Origin of the sequence: Actinomadura fulvescens, from assembly GCF_039533225.1 — a bacterium.
Classification (GTDB): Bacteria; Actinomycetota; Actinomycetes; order Streptosporangiales; family Streptosporangiaceae; genus Spirillospora; species Spirillospora fulvescens.
Map to the genome: position 1 here is coordinate 285,596 of NZ_BAAATD010000010.1, position 17,695 is coordinate 303,290.

15 protein-coding genes are annotated in these 17,695 nt (G+C 71.1%); 2 read left to right on the forward strand and 13 right to left on the reverse strand.

All coding sequences use genetic code 11. The annotated features are described in order from the left end of the window. Window positions 1–109: 109 nt before the first annotated feature. The 6 genes from ABD333_RS33170 to ABD333_RS33195 form a co-directional block, all read right to left on the reverse strand. A complete protein-coding gene (locus ABD333_RS33170) occupies window positions 110–1,264 on the reverse strand; it encodes a MalY/PatB family protein (RefSeq protein ID WP_344546490.1) in 1,155 nt (384 codons plus the stop codon). 29 nt (window positions 1,265–1,293) lie between these two features. Then, window positions 1,294–1,938, reverse strand: coding sequence for a class I SAM-dependent DNA methyltransferase (locus ABD333_RS33175; RefSeq protein ID WP_344546491.1), 645 nt, complete (start codon window positions 1,936–1,938; stop codon window positions 1,294–1,296). A 90-nt stretch (window positions 1,939–2,028) separates the two neighbouring features. Then, entirely contained in the window at window positions 2,029–3,414 is a 1,386-nt protein-coding gene (locus tag ABD333_RS33180; RefSeq protein ID WP_344546492.1) for an SPFH domain-containing protein, read from the reverse strand. 146 nt (window positions 3,415–3,560) lie between these two features. After that, window positions 3,561–3,764, reverse strand: coding sequence for a hypothetical protein (locus ABD333_RS33185; RefSeq protein WP_344546493.1), 204 nt, complete (start codon window positions 3,762–3,764; stop codon window positions 3,561–3,563). 162 nt (window positions 3,765–3,926) lie between these two features. Beyond that, a complete protein-coding gene (locus tag ABD333_RS33190) occupies window positions 3,927–4,637 on the reverse strand; it encodes a hypothetical protein (RefSeq protein WP_344546494.1) in 711 nt (236 codons plus the stop codon). 128 nt (window positions 4,638–4,765) lie between these two features. Continuing rightward, window positions 4,766–5,452, reverse strand: a complete 687-nt coding sequence (locus tag ABD333_RS33195) for a lysophospholipid acyltransferase family protein (RefSeq protein ID WP_344546495.1) — start codon at window positions 5,450–5,452, stop codon at window positions 4,766–4,768. 382 nt (window positions 5,453–5,834) lie between these two features. Here ABD333_RS33195 and ABD333_RS33200 point away from each other — a divergent pair, with 382 nt between their 5' ends. Both ABD333_RS33200 and ABD333_RS33205 read left to right on the forward strand, forming a co-directional pair. Beyond that, window positions 5,835–7,427 (forward strand): alpha/beta hydrolase family protein, encoded by a 1,593-nt coding sequence (locus ABD333_RS33200; protein ID WP_344546496.1) that lies wholly within the window; start codon window positions 5,835–5,837, stop codon window positions 7,425–7,427. A gap of 139 nt (window positions 7,428–7,566) precedes the next feature. Next, complete coding sequence (locus ABD333_RS33205; protein WP_344546497.1) at window positions 7,567–7,920, forward strand: STAS domain-containing protein; 354 nt, start codon at window positions 7,567–7,569, stop codon at window positions 7,918–7,920. A 10-nt stretch (window positions 7,921–7,930) separates the two neighbouring features. Here ABD333_RS33205 and ABD333_RS33210 read toward each other — a convergent pair whose 3' ends face one another. The 7 genes from ABD333_RS33210 to ABD333_RS33240 are packed head-to-tail and all read right to left on the reverse strand — an operon-like array spanning window position 7,931 to window position 17,544. Further along, window positions 7,931–8,755 (reverse strand): glutamate ABC transporter substrate-binding protein, encoded by an 825-nt coding sequence (locus ABD333_RS33210; protein WP_344546498.1) that lies wholly within the window; start codon window positions 8,753–8,755, stop codon window positions 7,931–7,933. Between the two features lie 23 nt (window positions 8,756–8,778). Further along, the gene (locus ABD333_RS33215) at window positions 8,779–10,347 is read right to left on the reverse strand and encodes a hypothetical protein (RefSeq protein ID WP_344546499.1); all 1,569 of its coding nucleotides are present in this window, start codon (window positions 10,345–10,347) and stop codon (window positions 8,779–8,781) included. After that, window positions 10,344–11,126 carry an FHA domain-containing protein gene (locus ABD333_RS33220; RefSeq protein WP_344546500.1) on the reverse strand — a complete coding sequence of 261 codons (783 nt, stop codon included), beginning with the start codon at window positions 11,124–11,126 and terminating at the stop codon, window positions 10,344–10,346. Before ABD333_RS33220 ends, ABD333_RS33215 begins: the two co-directional genes overlap by 4 nt. Window positions 11,127–11,131: 5 nt before the next feature. Beyond that, window positions 11,132–12,466, reverse strand: coding sequence for a VWA domain-containing protein (locus ABD333_RS33225; protein ID WP_344546501.1), 1,335 nt, complete (start codon window positions 12,464–12,466; stop codon window positions 11,132–11,134). Then, window positions 12,463–13,737: a PP2C family protein-serine/threonine phosphatase gene (locus tag ABD333_RS33230; RefSeq protein ID WP_344546502.1), complete on the reverse strand. Its 1,275-nt coding sequence runs from the start codon at window positions 13,735–13,737 to the stop codon at window positions 12,463–12,465. Before ABD333_RS33230 ends, ABD333_RS33225 begins: the two co-directional genes overlap by 4 nt. 19 nt (window positions 13,738–13,756) lie before the next feature. Beyond that, window positions 13,757–16,303 (reverse strand): serine/threonine-protein kinase, encoded by a 2,547-nt coding sequence (locus ABD333_RS33235; RefSeq protein ID WP_344546503.1) that lies wholly within the window; start codon window positions 16,301–16,303, stop codon window positions 13,757–13,759. Then, window positions 16,303–17,544 carry a hypothetical protein gene (locus tag ABD333_RS33240; RefSeq protein ID WP_344546504.1) on the reverse strand — a complete coding sequence of 414 codons (1,242 nt, stop codon included), beginning with the start codon at window positions 17,542–17,544 and terminating at the stop codon, window positions 16,303–16,305. The genes ABD333_RS33235 and ABD333_RS33240 overlap by 1 nt, the downstream gene beginning before the upstream one ends. Window positions 17,545–17,695: the final 151 nt, after the last annotated feature.

Consider the following 17,695-nt stretch of genomic DNA (forward strand, 5'->3'; position numbering starts at 1 on the left):
CTTAGCGGAACGAAAGCCTTCCCGTCCATCGTTTCGGCGGTTCGGCCACCGTAGGGTCACCCGTCTCGATCCAGCACCGGAGGGGTGGGATCAGGTACCGGCGCGGGAGTCAGGTACCGGTGCGGTGCTCCACGGCGGTGCGGACGCGGGTGAGGATCTCTTCCAGCACCGGGGCGGACGTGGCGAAGTTGAGCCGGGTGAATCCTTCGCCGCCCGGGCCGAAGGTCGGGCCCTGGCTGAGCAGGACGTCGGCGTGGTCGAGGAAGAACCTGCTCGGATCGGGACCGAGGCCGAGCTTGCGGCAGTCAAGCCAGGCCAGATAGGTCGCCTCGGGGACGTGATGCCGTATTCCGCTCGGCAGGCCGTCGGCGACGAGCCGGCGATTCCGGGTCAGGATGTGCCGCGTCTCTGACAGCCACGCGTCGCCGCGTTCCCAGGCGGCGAGGGTGGCCAGCACGCTGAGGAAGCTCACCTCCCCGAAGAGCGCGGGTGGCTGGGCGTCCAGTGCCCGGCGTACGCGCGCGTCGCCGATATGGGCCACCGAGCAGCGGAGCCCGGCGAGGTTGAAGCTCTTGCTGGCCGACGACAGGGTCACCGTGCGGTCGGGACTGAGCGTGGCGAACGGGACGTGCCGATGCGGCGCGTAGGTGAGCTCGGCGTGGATCTCGTCGGAGACGACGAGGAGGTCATGGCGTTCGGCGATCTCCGCGATCGCGGCCAGTTCCTCGTGCGTCAGCACCCGGCCGGTGGGGTTGTGCGGGTTGACCAGCACCAGCGCGCGGCATCCCGTGCGGGCGACGTCGTCCGCCAGGCGTTCGGCGTCGAAGGTCCAGCCGGTGCCGTCGTCGGCCATGGGGATGGGCACGAGGCGGCGCTTCATGTCGGTGAGGGTCCGCAGGAACGGCGGGTAGCTGGGCGTGTGCATCGCCACCGCGTCGCCAGGCCGGGTCGCGACGTGGAGCACGATCTGGAGGGACTGGATCAGCTCGGTGTAGACGCGGACGTGGGCGGGGTCGAACGTGAGCCCGTAGAGACTCCGCATCCGTTCGGCGAAGGCCGCCCTCAGCGGATGCGTCTCGGGCTCCTCGATCCACGTCGGGTAGCCGAGCACGCCGGTGGCCTGCCGTTCCAGCGTCTCCCTGATCGGAGCGGCGGCCGGGAAGTCCATGTCGGCGATCCAGGCGGGCAGCACCCCGGGCCGGGCCTTGGCCCACTTCACGCCTGGGCGGCTCCGCAGGGCATCAAGATCGAGATCGTCGAACATGGTGGTGAGTGTTTCCCGGCCGCCGCCCGTTAGTCCTTGGTCTTGCGGGCCAGGAGGAAGGCCTGCGGCACGTTCTCGCCCTCCTCCGGTTCGCGTTGCGTACGCGCGATCATCTGGAAGCCCGCCTGCCGCAGCAGGCCGGTGACGTGGTCCGGCGACAGGCGGTTGAAATCGAGCGCCACCTGGTGGCCGAACGGCTCCGCGATGTGCAGCGGCTCCTCGCCCACCTGGAAGGCCACCAGCAGCGGGCCGTCCGGAACGAGCACCCGGTGGAACTCCGCGAACACCGCCGGCAGCCGTTCGGCCGGCGTGTGGATGATCGAGTACCAGGCGACGACACCGGCGAGCGAGCCGTCCGGCACGTCCAGGTCGGCCATCGATCCCTGCTCGAACCGGATCTGCGGCAACGTCCGCCGCGCGAGGGCGACCATCTCCGCCGACAGATCGACACCGAACACGTCCACGCCGAGCGAACGCAGGTGCCCCGTGATGCGGCCGGGACCGCAACCGAGGTCGGCCACCGGACCGGCGCCCCCGGCCAGCTCCGCGAACGCGGCGAGCAGAGCCCGGTCCAGCGGCACGGTGTCGAGCTGGTCCTTGTAGCGCTCGGCATAGTCGACGGCCACGGCGTCATAGAACGTCCGCGTCGTACGGACGAAGCTTGGTTCGGTCATGGCGACGACCCTAATCAACCGAAATGCGGACGGGCCGTGGGCGGTCGTGCCCACGGCCCGTCTTGTCGCGGTCGCGCCCGGTCTTGCGGGTCAGGCGTCGGGGGACTTCTTCACCGTCGGGACGGCGGTGCTCTCCTCGATGGGCTTGGGCGCCACCGCGGCGCCGTTCGCCACTTCGCTCCCCTTGGAGCCGTTCGATCCGTTGGAGCCGTTCATGTTGTTGAGGAGCGTGCGGGCCACGCCCAGGCCGGTGCCGCCCAGGGTGAGCGCCTTGGCGAGCATGTCCTCGATGCCGTCGGCGCCGTTCAGCACGACCATGTTGTCGACGTTGCCGAACACCTTGGCGCCGGCCTCGACGATCTGCGGCCACTGCTCGGCGAGCTGCTGCGCGATGACGGCCTCCTGGTTCACCGCCAGGGCGTCGGCACGGGCGCGGATCGCGTCGGCCTCGGCCAGACCCTTGCGCTTGATGGCGTCGGCCTGGGCCTCACCGTGCAGGCGGGTCGCCTCGGCTTCGCGCTGTGCCCTGAGCTGGACCTCGGTGGCGGCGGCCTGCGCGTGCGCGATGCGCTCCTCACGTTCGGCCTCGGCCAGCTTGACCTGCTCGTAGGCGCGGGCGTCGGCGGGCTTGCGAATCTCGCTCTCCAGGCGCTTCTCGGTGCGCTCGGCCTCCAGCTCGGCGTTGCGGGTCTCCTTGAGGATGACCTCCTGGCGGGCCTGCTGGGCCGCCTGCTGGACCTGCCCCTCGTACTCGGCCTTCTTGATCTCGGTGTCCCTGATCACGGCCGCGTTCTCCCGCAAGGCCTCCTGCTCGCGCTGGGTGGCCTCCTGGTTCCGCTCGGCCTCGGCGATCCGGGCGGCGGCGGAGACCTTGGCGGCGTGCGGGCGGCCCAGGTTCATGATGTAGCCGGTCTCGTCGTCGATCTCCTGGATCTGCAGCGAGTCGACCACCAGCCCGAGCTTGTTCATCTCGTCGGCGGCCGAGCTGCGGGTCTCCCCGGTGAGCCGCTCGCGGTTAAGGATCAGGTCCTCGACGGTCAGGTTGCCGATGATCGAACGCAGATGACCGGTGAACAGCTCGTGGATCGCGCCGTCCATCGAACCCTGCTGCTCCAGGAAGCGGCGGGCGGCGTTGGCGATCGAGACGAAGTCGTCGCCGACCTTGTAGATGACCACGCCGCGCACCTTGACCGGGATGCCCTGCTGGGTGACGCAGCTGACCTCGAGGTTGGCCGCCCGGCTGTCGAGGCGCAGGCGGCGGGAGACCTGGAAGCCCGGCAGCACCGAGGTGCCCTTGCCTGTCACGATCTTGAAACCGAGGCTGTCCACCCCGTCGATCGGCTTGGACCTGGCCCCGAGCCCGGAGATGATCAGCGCCTCGTTCGGCTCGGCCACCCGCCAGACCATCTTGAACAAGATGATGAGCAGGACGATGGCGGCGACGGCGGCTATCGCCACCACAGCGATCAAGGGCATAGGACCTCCTACAGGACCGGACTGGTGCGATCAGCGACAGACTGCGCGAATCGGCGTCGCAGAATAGACGCAGGGGAGGTCCAGTCGGTTCGCATCCGCGCAGGACGAGCCGGAGGAGGCGGAGGAGGCGGCGGAACCGGCGGGGTTCAGCCGCCGAACGCCTGAGCCACGTAGACGGTGCGCGGCGGGTGGTACTCGACGACCACGACGATGGTGCCGACCAGGATCTCGTCGCGGGGGTCGACCGGATGGGCGTAGAACGCCTCCACCCCGCCGCGGATCGGGATCATGACCTCCCCGACCAGGCCGGGGCCGATCCTGCCGGTGACCCGGCCCTCCTTGCCGATCAAGGTCTCTCCCGCTCGCTCACGTGGCCGTCCGCGGGCCGAACGCGCCGCGGTGTGCGACGTCGGCGGGGCCCGCAGGTGAACGGTATCCGCTGGACGCCGCCTCTGGCGACCGCAAGATCGTCAGGGCACGGTTCACGGCCGCCTTCGGCGACCGCGAGATCGTCAGGGGAGGATTCGCTGCGCCTGGTCGTACGCGTGGCGGGCGAGGAGTTCGGCGTCGGCGCGGGTGGCGTTCGGCCCGTACAGGCTGACGGTGGCGAGGTAGCGGCGGCCGCGCAGGGTCACGTACCACGCCCTGGTGTGCGAGTTGCCGGACACCGTCGTGATCCCGACGGTGCGCGAACCCTCGCCGATCGTGCCGGGCGGCGTCTCGACGATCTGGTGCTCGGACCACTGCGCCCCGACCCTGGTACGGAACGTCGCGCATCCGACGGGCACGCGGTTGCCGACGAGGCGTTCGGCGGCCTCCGTGGGCATCGCCACCAGCGTCTCCGTCGCGATCTGGCCGCTGCCGCGCGAGAACGTCGCGACGGCCGCCGGGAGACCCGCGTCGACGGCGCGCAACGAACTGTTCGCGGCGCCGGCGCAGCGCGGCTTGTCCAGCCTGGCCTGGCGCTGCAGCTGCGCGGAGTTCTGCACGGCCTTGAGCGCCCCGTACTCCCCGGAGTCGGGCTCGCCGGTGCGCTGGTAGCCGGGCACGTCGAGGAGCAGGGCCTGTTCAAGCTGGTCGGACGTGTAACCGGTGCCCGCCAGCGCCGCCCGCCCGGTCGCCCGCACCGGCTCGAAGCGCTCGTCGCCGCCACCGCTGCAGGCGGACACGGCCGCCGTCGCCGTCAGGATCACCACGATCGGAAGGACCTTCTGCGCCGCCATGCGGGTGACCCTAGGCGCACTCGGTGCAAGACGGTGCAGACGACACGCCCTTGGTCCAAGTCGACCCAGACACACCACGATCGGACTGGGACGGAGGGACGCAGGGATGGAGGGCTGAACGGAGCGGGTCAGCCGGCGGGCGGCGCGGAGCCGTCGGCACGGTCGTTGTAGACGCCGGCGTACTCCTGTCCGGAGAGCTTCTGGATCGTCTCGACGACCTCGTCGGTGATGGCCCGCCTCGCCTTGGCCGGCGCGAGGTCCCCGTAGTGCGTGAAGTCGATCGGCGGACCGATCCGCACGGTGGGGCGCGGGCCGAACGGACGCGGCAGCGAGGCGCCGATGGGCTGGATCTTCTCGGTGCCCTCAAGGCCGACGGGCAGCACGCGCGCGCCGGACGCCAGCACCAGCCAGCCCAGACCGGTGCGACCGCGGTACAGCCGGCCGTCCGGCGATCGGGTGCCCTCCGGGTAGACGGCGAACGCGCCGCTGTTGTCGAGGATCTCGACCGCCTGCTCCAGCGCGCCCATCGCGGCGCGCTGGGCGCCGCGCTTCACCGGCACGTGCCCGAGGTTGGTCATGAACCAGCGGACGAAGCGCCCCTTGAGGCCCCGGCCGGTGAAGTAGTCGGCCTTCGCGATGTAGGTCACCGGGCGGGGGATGGCCAGCGGGATGATGAAGCTGTCGATGAACGACAGGTGGTTGCTGGCCACGATGATCGGACCGTAGTCCGGAACGTTCTCGCCACCGATGACCCGGGGGCGGAAAAGCACCCACAGGATCGGACGGACCACGAGGGTCATGAACGTGTAGAACACCCAGCCTCCTGAATTCGGCACCGACACTGTAACGCCCATACCGATCCGAGCCCGCTCCACCATCCCCATTCTTGTCATCGCCGGACTGCCAGGAATGGACGAACCGCAGGTCAGGAGGGTTGGTCGAAAGATTAGTCACACCAAGAACCGGCCTCGGAACGGCCGCAATATTGGACCGCCGATCCAATCGGCCCGCCATTTCCTACCCTTGAGTAAGTTTCTCGCGCGTAGGTTTTCGAGTGTGCCGGGGGCGATGGCGTGACCCATCCCGGCCACCGGAACCACCACCTGCCCGCTGGCACGCCCCACACCACCGCTCTACCCTTGGCCCCAAACTCGATCATGCGCCCAATACGGGCGGTATCGGGCGGTGGAGGCGACGATGACCGTACGACCGGGCCGAGAACGCCGTGGCCTCCGGCTCCTCGTCAAGGGCGTGCCCGGCGTGGCGGCGCTCACCGTTCTCGCGGCGTCCGCCAGCATGATCGCCCCCGCTGGCGCGTTGGCCTCCGTCTCCGCCTCGGCCTCCGTCTCCGCGTTGGCCTCCGTCTCCGCCTTCGCCGAAAGCCCGCAGCCAGGGACACCCGCGTACCGCGAACGGGACGCCCAGAACCAGCGCGATGCCTGGGGCCGGATCTTCGGGCCCGGCGGCCAGCTGCGCAGCCTGCCCTACCTCACCGCGCTCGCCACCCAGGTCGGCCCGAAGACGCTGGCCGACTGGGCCGACCAGGCCCGGCGGCTCAACCGGCCCAGCGTCACGCTCGGCATGATCTTCCCGCCCGCCAACCTCGGCAACCCGCTGCGCGAGGGCTGGTCGGGACGGCGCGGCCGGGCGGTGCCGATCAGCTACACCAACCGGTACGGCGCGTTGATCAAGGGCACGATGTACGCGCCGCTGCCCGGCGCCCGCGATCCGTACACCGGCGTCCGGCACTCCGGCCCGTTCCCCGGTGTGGTGATCACCACGGGCTCGGTCCAGGGCACCGAGCGCATGTACACCTGGCTCGCCCAGGACCTCGCCGAGCGCGGCTACGTCGTCATGACCTACGACGTCCAGGGCCAGGGACGCAGCGAGACGCTCCCGCACCAGGGCCCCGTCGAGGACCTCCCGCTCTGCGACCCGTCGGCCGCGCCGCTGCCGGGCGAACAGTCCGGCTGTCCTGGAGTCATCTCACAGCAGGGCGCGAACTTCAGGTACGGCACCGAGGACGCGCTCAGCTTCTTCCAGTCGACTCCGGCCTCGCCTTGGCGCAATCCGGGAGCCGGCTCGGCGTCCGTCGACAGCCACAACCCGCTCTGGCAGCTCTACGACCGCAGTCCGGACACGCGCAGCGTCACCCCCGGCCGGACGAGCCGGATCGCCGTCATCGGCCATTCCTACGGGGCCGCTGCCGTCTCCTACCTGCAGACCGTCGATTCCCGTATCCAGACCGTCGTCGCGCTCGACAAGCTCGGGTTGCGCAGCGACAAGGCGTGGCCGGTGGGCAAGCCCGTCGTTCCCGCGCTCGCACTACAAGCCGACTACTCCTTCTTGCCGCAGGCGTACGACTCGTGCGAGGGATGCTCACCGGACAAGGCACCCGACCCGTACCGCGAGCGAAAGACGGGTTACGACACCTGGGCCGCCGCCAATGTGGACAGCATGCTCGTCGTCCCGCGTGCCGCCACGCACTTGGACTACACCGACATCCCGTTGGTGCTGCCCGCGTCGCGCTACGGACAGGCGTTGTCGAGCGTCTACACCCAGGCGTGGTTGGCGAAATACCTGAAGCATGACCCCGCCGCGGACGACGTTCTCCTTGGTCAGTCGTTCCGTTATCTGGAACCGGTCGCCGTCGGCCAATGGGCGCCGGTCACTCTGCGGAGGAACGACCAGCTGTCCTTCTACCACTGCTCCGCCTATCGCTTCCGGAGGGCGGCAGACGGATCCCTGGCCGAGAATCCGGACCTCGGCAAGGTCGGCTGCACCCGCTGAATACGGGCCGGTACCCCACCCTGACGACCTGGACCTATTCCCCGGAAGCGCTTGGAAAGGCCCAACAGGTGCGCAATCCTGTTGAGTCATTGGGGCAGGGTCACAGGTCCACTCCTGACTGAGGGTGTGAGGTAGACCCATGGACTTCGACGTTCAGCTGATGCATGACGATCGCTGCACCCTCCTGCGGGTGCGGGGTGAGATCGACGTGGTGTCGCGCCAGAAGTTCGAGAAGGCCATGTTCGACGTGGTCGACACGGGCGGGCCGATGATCGTGGACATGCGGCGCGTCACCTTCTGCGACTCGACGGGCCTGAACGCGGTCGTCGCGGCCAACCGGCGGGCCGGAGAGCGCGGCACCGTCATGGCGCTCGTCGGCCTGCCCGAACGCGTGCGGCGAGTGTTCCGCATCACGGGCATCGACAAGTTCGTTCCCATCTACGACACGGTCGGCGAAGCCCTCGCCACGTTCCCTTCCACGACCACACCCTGACGACCCCGGGTCAGGTGCAGCCCTCGAACTGGGGAACGCTGGTCGTGAGCCGCAGGCCGGACTTGCTGAACCACTTTTCGAGGTACTCCTTGGCCTTGCCCTCCTGGTACATCTGGATGACGGCCCTGTTGACGGCCTCGCAGGCGGCCAGATCCCCCTTCCTGAGGCCGATGCCGTACTTCTCGTCGGTGAACGGCGCGTTTATGATCTTGAGGGGCCGGCCGACGGCGAAGCCCGCGAGGATGAGGTCGTCGGTGGAGATGGCGTCGACCCGGTCGGCGAGCAGCATGGTCAGGCATTCCCCGTAGTTGGCGGCCTCGACCGATTTCGCGGCGATCTTCCGTTCCTCGGTGACGCGTTTCCAGGAGTTGGAGCCCTTCACCGCGCACAGCCGCTTGTCCTTGAGGTCGCGCACGTTCTTGATCGAGGAGTCGTCGCCGCGGATCAGCGTGTCCTGGTGCGGCACGTAGTACGGCCCGCCGAACGTGACCTTGGTCTTGCGCTGGGCGGTGATGGAGTACGTCGCGAAGATCATGTCGACCTTGCCGGAGGCGAGCGCGGCCTCCCGTTCCGAGGACGGCGTCGTCCGGAAGGTGACCCGGTCCGGCGGCACGCCGAGCTTGCCCGCGACGTACCTGGCCACGTCCACGTCGAAGCCCTCGTACGTGCCGTCGCGGCGCTTGAGGCCGAGGCTCGGCTGGTCCTCCTTCACGCCGATCACCAGCGACCGTTTGTGGAGGATCGAGCCCTCGTCGGCCTCGCCGTTCAGCCCGCAGCCGGCCAGGGCGGTCGCGGCGAGCAGGATCGCGGCGGCGGCGACGCGTGCAGTGCGCATGCTTCTCGTCTCCTCTGGTCACGTCAGCGGAACTCGGCCAGCCGGGGCCGGACCCCGGCGAGGACCAGCCCGGCGATGACGACGGCCGCCCCCACCGGGATCACGTTCCAGCCGCCCAGCCCTCCGTCGCCGTCCCTGATGGCCTGGTCGAACGCCGCGCGGTGGGCCTCCGCCAGCCGGACCAGCGCCCGGTCGTAGTCGTCGAAATCCTTGATCGCCCCCGACTCGCGGCCCATCCGGAGCGTGATGGCCCCGTTCCGGTCGCCGCCGGTGGCGAGCCGCCGCATCTTCTGGTCGTTCTCGATGATTTTCTGGTACGCGCGGAGCGTGTCGTTGAGCGCGGCCGTCTCCTGGCCGGGACGGACCCGGTCGGCCTCGTTCCCGAAGAACCCGAGGAACGCGCCCCGGTCACGGCCGGGGTCGAAGGCGCGCAGCACCTCCGGCAGGCGTGCGTAGTAGGTCTCCAGGTTGACGGGCCTGTCCTTGGGGTCGACGAAGAGCACCGCGAGCGACTTGTCGAGATAGGTCTGCTCGTAGGTGTCGGCCCGTCCGGGATCGAGGAGGTAGCGGCTCTCGTCGGCGAACGCGCTGTGGCTGATGGCCCGGGCCCGCGACAGCGCGAGGACCGAGTCGAACCCGTCCTCCTTGGCCTTCCTGAGATGCCCGGCCTGCGCGGACAGCAGGCCGACGCTCACGGCCACGAGCACGAACGCGACGGCCGTCGCGAGGGCGAGCGCCGGATTGACCAGCCGCCGGAACCGCCCCGCGAGGTAGACCTGCAGCACCACGAGCGCGGCCAGCAGCAGGGCGCCGGTGATCGCGACCCAGGTACGGCCGGACTCGATGGCCGTGCGCTTGCTCTCGTACGACTGCCGCACGGTCGCGCCACTGTCGAGCGTGAGGTTGTACGCCTTGGGCAGCAGTTCCGACTTCATCAGGTCGGTGGCGCGGCGGTAGGTGTCGATGACCTGCTGCGGAAGCTTGCCCGCGGCGTGGTTCGCCTGCCGGTCGAGGACCATGGCCTCGCCGACGAGCCGCTCGTACCGGCCGATCCCGTCGAGCACCTCGCGCACCGTCCGCTGCATGTGGACGTTGTCGCCGGCGAGCTGGGCCGCCTGCACCGCCGCCTGCCCGGCCTCGACCCGGCGCACCTCGTACCGCCGCAGCGCCTCGTCGTACCCGATCCCGAGGTCGTGTTGCCGCCCGATCAGCAGGACGTTCGCGACCTGGGCGTCCATGTCGCTGAGCGCGAAGTAGAGCGAGCCGGTCGCCACGACCCGCGGCCCCGCGTCGTGGCCGATCGTCTGCACGCCGTCGCGCGCGCTGCCGATCGCCACGCTCAGCACCGCGAGCAGGACGGCGACGCCCGCCAGGGCGAGGGCCGCGTAGGCGCGGATCCTGCCGGGGATGGTGCCGAGCCACCGCGCCCGCAGGAACGTCCGGAGCCGCGCGGCGATCCCCGAAGGCCGCCGCAGGTCAGGGAGGTCGCCCGGGAACCGGCGCGCGGCGTGGCGCCCGGTGGGCGCGGTGGGCGGCGTCGCCGGCGCGGTCGCGGCCTCCGGCCGGGTCTCGCTCTCGGACTTCGTCGTCATCGGCGGTTCTCTCCTTCGAGGAACAGCGTGATGGTGGTCCAGGCGCCGACGTGGATGCGGTCGCCGGCACCGACCGGGACGGGCACGTTGACGGCGATCGGCTCCGTCGCGCCGTTCACCGTCGTGCCGTTGGTCGAACCCGGATCGACCAGCGCCCAGGTGCCGTCCGGCTGGGCGAGCAGGATCGCGTGGACGTGCGAGACGCCCGGGTCCTCGGGCGGCGTCGACAGGTCGATCTCCGGGAAGAGCGCCCGCGAGGCGCTCCGGCGGCCGATGCGGATCTGCTCGCCGATCAGCGGTATCCAGCGGTCGGGACAGTACGGGGGGAACTGGAGCGCCGCCGCCTCCGGCCCACCCAAGGCCATCATCGTCTCGTAGTAGTCGCGGTCTGCGGCGATCAGCACCGACCAGCCCGTGGGCGAGGAAACCCCGATGGTCGTTCGCGGGATCTCCGGCCGCTGCGGCGACGAGGGCGGGGACGGGGACGGGGACGGAGGTGGGGCGAAGCGTGCCATCGGGTCTTGGAGCAACTGCGTGGCCTGGCCGGTGAGGCCGGGGTCCGGGGAGACCGCGCGGGGAAGCGTCCTGTGCTCGAAGTCGTACCCGTCCACCTCGCAGAACGCGCCGTTGCGAGGCGTACCGCAGTGCGGGCACTCCTCCGCGCCGGACGCGGTCCCGGCGCCCAGAGCCGGGGCCGGGGCCGCGGCCGGCATCAGGTCACCGCAGACGTCGCAGTAGTCGTCGGCGCCCGAGTCGTGTCCGCGTGGGCAGAGCGGCATGGTGGTCAGCCCCCGCCCTGCTGCCGGTCCGCGGGAGTGTCGCCGCCCTGACGGGTCCGCACCGTTCTGACCGAACGCGTGTCGAGCGACATCTCGTCGGCCTTGGACACGTCCTTCTTCAGGCGTACGGTCCCGGACTCGGGATCGACCACGTCGACGACGCGATCGAGCAGCCCGGCGATCTGTTCGTTCCCGACCCTGTTGGCCAGCACGACCGCGCGGCCGAGCCGGGCCGTCGCCGTCTCCTCGTCACCCGTACGGCGGGCTTCGAGGCCTTCCTGGATCGCGTCGGCGAGCTCCGACTGCCCGGTGTGGATCGCCACGCGTCCGTTGATGCGGGTCGACTTGGCCTCGTCGTCCGTCCATTCGGCGAGCACGTTGCCGGACGCGAGCACCTCGTCCGTACCGCCTCCCGGCACGACGAGCTTCACCCAGGCCGCGCGCATCTGCCGTCCCACGTCTCCGGGTTCGACCTCGACGCACAGGTGGTATTCGCGGTCTTCGGCGCCCCAGGCCCCGAGCGGATAGTCCGCCGTCTGCTTCCCCGACCCCTGCCGCCGTTCGGTCAGGTCCTCGACGGTCGGGGTCATCTGCTTGAGGAATTTCAGCCGGGCGAACTGCGGAGTCCACACCCGCAACATCACGTCGGCGACCTCTTTGCCCATCGCCGCCCGGGTCATCTCCAGGAAGTCGCGTTCCAGGTCCTGGGGGTCGGGCACGTCCAGGAAGGTTCCCAGCAACGCCGACGAGATCTTGCGCAGTTCGGCGACCTCCCAGTCCGTTCCCACGCCGCGCGCGTCACAGACGAAGCTCCCCGCGCACGTCCGCAGGGCCGCGTCGAGCTCCTCCGCCGGCTCGTGCTGGTTCTTGCCGTCGGTGAGCAGGATCGCGTGCCGGATCGCGGCACGATGCTCGGCGAACAGGCGGTCGGCCATCCTCAGCCAGGTCCCGATCGCCGTGCCCCCGGCCGCGTCCAGCTTGGACACCGCGGCCTGCGCGTCGTGCCGCGTCTTGTCGGACACCCGGACGAGGCGTTCGCCCAGGGGATAGACCATGCGCGGCTGGTTCGCTCCGGCGACGACGGCGAAGTGCACGCCGTCGCGAAGCACGTTCAGCGCCGCCTTGGCCGCGCGCTTGGCGGCGGCCATCTTCCCGGAGTACGACATGGACCCCGAGGTGTCGATGATGATGATCTCCGCGGCCTCGGCGGTGGACGGCCGGGGCGTGCCGGCCGCCGCCCCGGTGGCCTCGACGGTGACGACGGCGTGCATCTCCCGGCCGCCGTCCGGAAGGTAGGGATTCTGGTCGACTTTGATCGTGAACTCGGGAAGGTCGCTCATGAGAGGGGCTCCCTGGCAGGGTCGGTCGGCGGCCTCGGTGGTCGATGGGCGGAGGCCGAGGCGGAGGCGGAGGCGGAGGCGGAGGCGGAGGCCGGCGGGTACGGGATGAGCGCCACCGTGACGTTGTCGTGGCCGCCCGCGTCCAGCGCCGCCCGGACCAGACGCCGCGCCGCCCCGAGGGGATCGCCGTCCGGCTCCTCCCACACGGCGGCCGCGAGCGCGTCCGGCTCGGGAAGGTGGTTCCACAGCCCGTCGCTGCACGCGACGGCCAGCCCGGGACAGCCCGGCTCGAACGTGGTCACATGCGGCTCGACCGACGCCACGTCGGCTCCCAGCCAGCCGGTCAGCAGGTACGCCCGCGGGTCGGCGAACGCGGCGTCCTCGGTCAGCTCCCCGCTGGCCACCATCCGCACCGCCCACGAGTCGTCCAACGTGAGCAGAACGCCCGGGCCCGCGACCTCCGCCTCGTCCGCGTTTCTCCGGGCGGCTGGCGTGCCGGATGTAGCCGACGGGTTTGTGCTGGTGGTGGCGGTTGGGAGCCAGTAGGCGCGGCTGTCACCGACCCAGCCGACGGTAACGGTGTCTGCGCCGACCACGAGCGAGACGTACGTGCAGGCAGGGGAGTTGTGGTCGGAGCCCGGCAGTCCGGCGACGGCGCGGGCCGACCGTGTCACCGCCGCGCGCGTGGCGTTCTCCGGGTCCGCGCCGAGCGACAACCGGCGTACGAGCGTCGCGATACCGGTGTCGGCGGCGATCCTCGCGGCCTCCTCCGAACCCGGCGCGGACGCCACGCCGTCGCACACGACCGCGCAGACGAGCCGTTCAGTGGGCGTCTTGCCCTGCGGCATCGAACCACGCGCGGCCAGTTGCCCGCCGGGCGCCGGAACAGGCTGGGGGAGGGCGAGGCAGGCGAGGGCGAGGGCGTCCTCGTTCCGGCTCCGCCGCAGGCCGCGGTCACTGATCCCGGCCGCCGAGCCATCAGGCGCGGGGTGTGCGGAGACCGTCCCGTCCCGGGTGACGGTGAGCTCGACGCGTTCGCGGCCGTGGGGCTGGCGCAATCCGCAGGCGCCGCAGTAACCGTCCGCGTCGACCGCCTCCGCGCCGCAGTCCGCGCAGGCCTGGCGCGCACCCTCCGGTTTCCGGGGCGCCGCGACCACGAGATCACTCGGCATGCCGCAGGCCTCGCAGAACCGGTCATCGGCGTTCAACGGCTCGCCGCAGTCGTGGCAGCCCTCGGCTGGTGACGTGCTCGCCCGCCCCGTGGGGGTCACGTCATCGCCCCGGGCCATCTCAGAACAACGTCCTCGGCCGTACGGAGTTGGCCCGTTTGACCAGCTCGTGCCTGTCGCCCGGGCCTTCGGCCAGCTTGGCCAGCAGGCGGTACGTCGCCTCCAGTTTCCGACGCAGCATGATCTCGGAGAGCGGGGCACCGAGGAGTTCGGTCTGCTTCGTTCCCGCGCCGGCTCGGCCCGCCCGTACCCAGCCGAGACCCGCCTCCAGAACCTCGGCGGCGAACCTCGCGTAACGCTCGGTGTCCAGGCGCAGCGTCTCCAGCCGGCGCCCGGCCTCCACCAGCTCGTCGCCGCCGAGCTCGCCCGCTCCCCTGCCGCGCACCACGGCCGCGACGGCGGCGAGCTGCGCGGTCAGATAGTGGCTGGAGATCGGCGGAACGGAGTCCAGCACCTGTTCGGCAGCGATCCGGTCACCGGAGGCGAGCCGTACGCGGGCGAGACCGAACGCGGCGCTCACGTAGGTGGGGTCGGTCCGCCATACGAGCTCGTAGTAGTACCCGGCCTTCTCGTCCGCCCCCTTGCACTCGTGGGCGAACGCGAGGGCGAGCTTGGGCGCCGTCTCCCCCGGCATCAGGTCGTACAGCCGGTTGAAGACCCTGATCGCCTCGTCGAACCGCCGCCCGGCCAGCGCTGCGACGCCGCGGTACCAGTCCACGCGCCAGTCGTCGGGATTGTCGTCGGCTATGCCGTCGAGCATGTGGGCGGCCTCGGTGAGCTCGCCGAGCTCGATCCGTACGCGGGCCAGCGCCAGGGTGACCTCCAGCGAGGGTACGGAGGGTGTGGCCAGCGCCGCCGCCAGCTCGCCGGGATCGCGAGCCGTCAGGCCCGTCAGGAACCCGGCCGCCGGGTCCGCGCTGTTGACCAGCGGCACGGGCAGCGCGGCGGCCGCGGCCCTCGCGTCCAGGGCCGCCAGCACCCGTCCGGCTCCGTTGACGCTTTGTGATGGCCTGCCGGGAGGAGCGCTCACGGCAGTCTGAGCGGCGGTCTGGGCGGGGGTCTGGGCGGGGGTCTGGGCGGCGGCCTGCGCGGGGATGCGGGCTGCGGTCTGGGCGGCGGCGGGGAGTGCGAGGGAGAACGTGTCGGCGGCCATCGCGTCGACGATCTCGGTGCCGGCCACGGACTGTTCGGGGCCGAAGAGCGAGGAGGGGGCCGGGCGCGGCCGGCCGTCCTCGGTGGCGAGGACCTCGCGGAGGACTCCGGTGAGCTGATCGGCCATCTCCGCGGCGCTCTGGAAACGACCTGCGGGGTCGGGATGGGTGGCGCGGCGCAGGAGCCGGTGGAACGACTCGTGCCGCTGGAAGATCGGCACGTCGTGCCGGGGCGGCAGGCTGCGCACGTGGCGGCCGGTGTAGCCGCGGAAGCAGAAGCTGAGAACCGCCAGCGTGCGCCCGACCGTGTAGAGGTCGGACGTGATGGACGGACCCCGTTCGGAGATCTCCGGAGCCTGGTAGCCGGGCGTGCCGAAGATCGGGCTGTTGACGTCGAACGCGCGGCGGACCCCGCCGAGATCGATCAGCTTGAGCTGTTCCTCGGACTGGATGGCGTTGTCGGGCTTGAAGTCGCAGTAGAGGAGCCCGACGCCGTGCAGATAGCCGAGCGCCCGCAGCACCTCAAGGCCGTACGCGATGACCTGGCCGAGGGGGAGGGCCGCGTCCTCGCCCTCCTCGTGACGGCGGCGGACCAGGATGTCCTTGAGGGACTGGCCGCCGACGTACTCCATGACGATGTAACCGCTGCCGCCGTGCTGCACGAAGTTGTAGATCTTGACGATGTTGGGGTGCTCGACCTCGGCGAGGAACGCGCGTTCGGCGGTGGCGGCGGCCAGCGAATCGGCGTCGCCGGTGTCGAGCAGGCCCTTGAGCACGACCCAGCGGGCGCTCACGTTGTGGTCGCGGGCCAGGTAGATCCAGCCGAGGCCGCCGTGCGCGAGGCAGCCGAGCACCTCGTACTGACCGCCGATCAGCTCGCCCTTCTTCAGCTTGGGCGTGAACGAGAACGGATGGCCGCAACCGCGGCAGAAGCCCTCGGTACGGCCGGGACGCCCGTCGCGGCCACGGCCGACCGGCTCGTCGCAGCGGCTGCAGAAGCGGCGGCTCTCCGGCACCTCCGGGCGGTCCATGACGGCCGAGGCCGGGTCGCGGTACGGAACGGGCGGCACGTCGACCAGCCCGGCGCCGAGCATGCCGCGCCTGGACGAGCCGCTGGAGCCGGTGCCGGACATGGCCCAGGACGCCGCCGTTCGCCCGGAGGAGCCCGACGAACCAGAGGGGCCGGACGAAGCGGAGGGGCCGGACTCGCCGCTGTCCGGGGAGTCGCCGGAACTCGGCGGCGACCAGCCGGGGATCACCGCGCCGGCGGCCACCGAGTACGGCTTGGGCGCGGGCCCCGCCGCGACGGTCGGAGCGTGGGCCACCGACGGCGTGACGGCCTCGGCGGGGTTCGCGGGCGGCGGCACCGGAAGGGGCGCCATCCCGCACACGTCGCAGAAGCCGTCCTCCCCTACCTTCCCGCCGCATCCGGGCTGGCCGCACGGTGTCGTGGTCATCAGGCCCTCCGCGTTTCGCTCTCGCACGCCTTGATCGCGCGCTGGTAGTCCGCCACCGCGGCAGTCGCCCGCCGCAGGTCGCAGGGCGCCGTCCAAAGAAGTTCGCGGGCCTCCCCGTACAGTCGCGTGAGCATCTCGTCCTCGGCGAAACCGAGCCGGGCGGCCTTGGCCCGGTAGGCCCCCAGCCGCCCCCGCAGCTCGCCTCGCCGGTCGAGCAGTCCGGTACTCAGACGCAGGGCGGCCCAGGCCTGTTCCAACGCCTCGTCCGCCGCCCGTTCGAGTTCGCCGGCGCGTTCGGCGAGTTCGGTCCAGCGGCAGGACTCGCGGAGGGCGTCGAGCGCCGCGAGCCGGTGGCGCAGCCCGGCACCGGTCTGCGGCGGCTCCGGCAGCGCCGCGCCCGCGATCTTGAGCAGGGCGGTCGCCCGGGCGTCACGCGCGTCCCGTTCGGCCGCTTCCACCCGCGTGATCGCCTCTTCCAGGCGTGCCGCGTGCGCCGCGTATTCATCCCGGACGCGCGCCACGTTCGCCAGCTCGGCCCGCAGCGCGTCGAGGCCCTCACGCACCCGGTCAAGGCGACCCGTGTCGGCCTGCCCTTCCCGTATGAGCGAAAGCGGATCGGTGCGAACGAGGCGGCCGAGGGCCGACAACTCCCGTCCCAGCCGATCGAGCTCGACGTGCCGGACGTCCTCCAGCGCCTGAACGAGACGCGCGGTCTCGCGCCAGCTCTCCTCTGCCTCCTCCAAGGGCACGAATAGCGCCGACCAGGCCGCGTCCGCAGCGGCGATCACACCGGCGGCCTTGTCGTAGGCGTCGGCCATCAGGGTGACCGTCTCGTCCAGCGTGAGGCGTTCTCTGGCGGGACCGAGCAGCGTCCGCTTCGCCAACGGGATCTCGCCGGGAAGCTCGACCGAGGGACCGGAGAGCAGCCTGGTCAGCTCCATCAGGCAGTCATGGTGGGGTCGCCGTCCGAGGCGGGCGTTGAGCGCCTCCGCGGTTTCGAGGGTCCGGCTGTATTCGTCGAAGAGCCGCCACAGCAACTCCAGCCGCTCCTGCGCCTCCGTCCACCGGTGCCAGGTCTCGCCGGCCAGCCGGGCGCCCGTGAGCAGCCGGTATCCGTGGTGGTCGTCGACGGCGAGCAGAGCGGCCAAGATGCGTTCCCTGTCCTCGCGCAGGCCGTCCAGGGCGTGCTCGATCCCCTCCCGGCTCATGGGCGCGGCCGCCCCGGCCCCGCTCTCGCTCACCTTGGCCCCGTGTTCGCTCAGCCGTCGCCCCGTGCCCGTCGGCGCGGACCATCCCAGAATCAGGCGTACGCCCTGCGAACAGTGTGATCGGTGACACTTTCCCCGACAAGGGCCGCCGGCGGACCCGCCGCACGCGCACAAAGTGGATCAT